Annotated in this window: 1 protein-coding gene; it reads left to right on the top strand. The window is 62.3% G+C overall.

From position 1 onward, the window contains the following. Positions 1-628: calcium-binding protein (locus tag BIY29_RS19950; protein ID WP_276310307.1), on the top strand; the 628-nt coding region annotated here is incomplete at both ends.

Below are 628 nucleotides of genomic sequence, written 5' to 3'. Positions count from 1 at the left end.
CTATTGCGAGGAGTGCGGAAGGGGCGGCGGATGCGGGGACGATCCTGCTGAAAAACCAGTTCGATAATTACTTTAACCGGGGTGTGGAAACGGTGGTGTTTGACGACGGCACGGCGTGGAGTCAGGCAGATATCCGGGCGCGGCTGATCGCGGAGTCGCAGACGGCGGGAGACGATCGGGTGCTCGGTTCGAACGTGGCGGATACGCTGCGCGGCGGTAAAGGGGACGACTACCTGAACGGCGGAGAGGGCAGCGACAGCTACCATTATGCGCAGGGCGACGGCAATGACACGATCGTGGAGTCGATAAATTCAGGGCGCGGCGATCAACTGGCGCTGGAGGGGATAGCCACCGGCCAGGTGAGCCTGACGCGCAGCGGCAATGACGTGACGTTGCATATTGCAGCGAGTGCGGAAGGGGCGGCGGATGCGGGGACGATCCTGCTGAAAAACCAGTTCGATAATTACTTTAACCGGGGTGTGGAAACGGTGGTGTTTGACGACGGCACGGCGTGGAGTCAGGCAGATATCCGGGCGCGGCTGATCGCGGAGTCGCAGACGGCGGGAGACGATCGGGTGCTCGGTTCGAACGTGGCGGATACGCTGCGCGGCGGTAAAGGGGACGACTA

This window comes from Brenneria alni (assembly GCF_003666245.1).
Lineage (GTDB): Bacteria > Pseudomonadota > Gammaproteobacteria > Enterobacterales > Enterobacteriaceae > Brenneria > Brenneria alni.
Note: the sequence above shows the minus strand (reverse complement) of the source record. Positions and strands in the feature narration are given on the sequence as shown.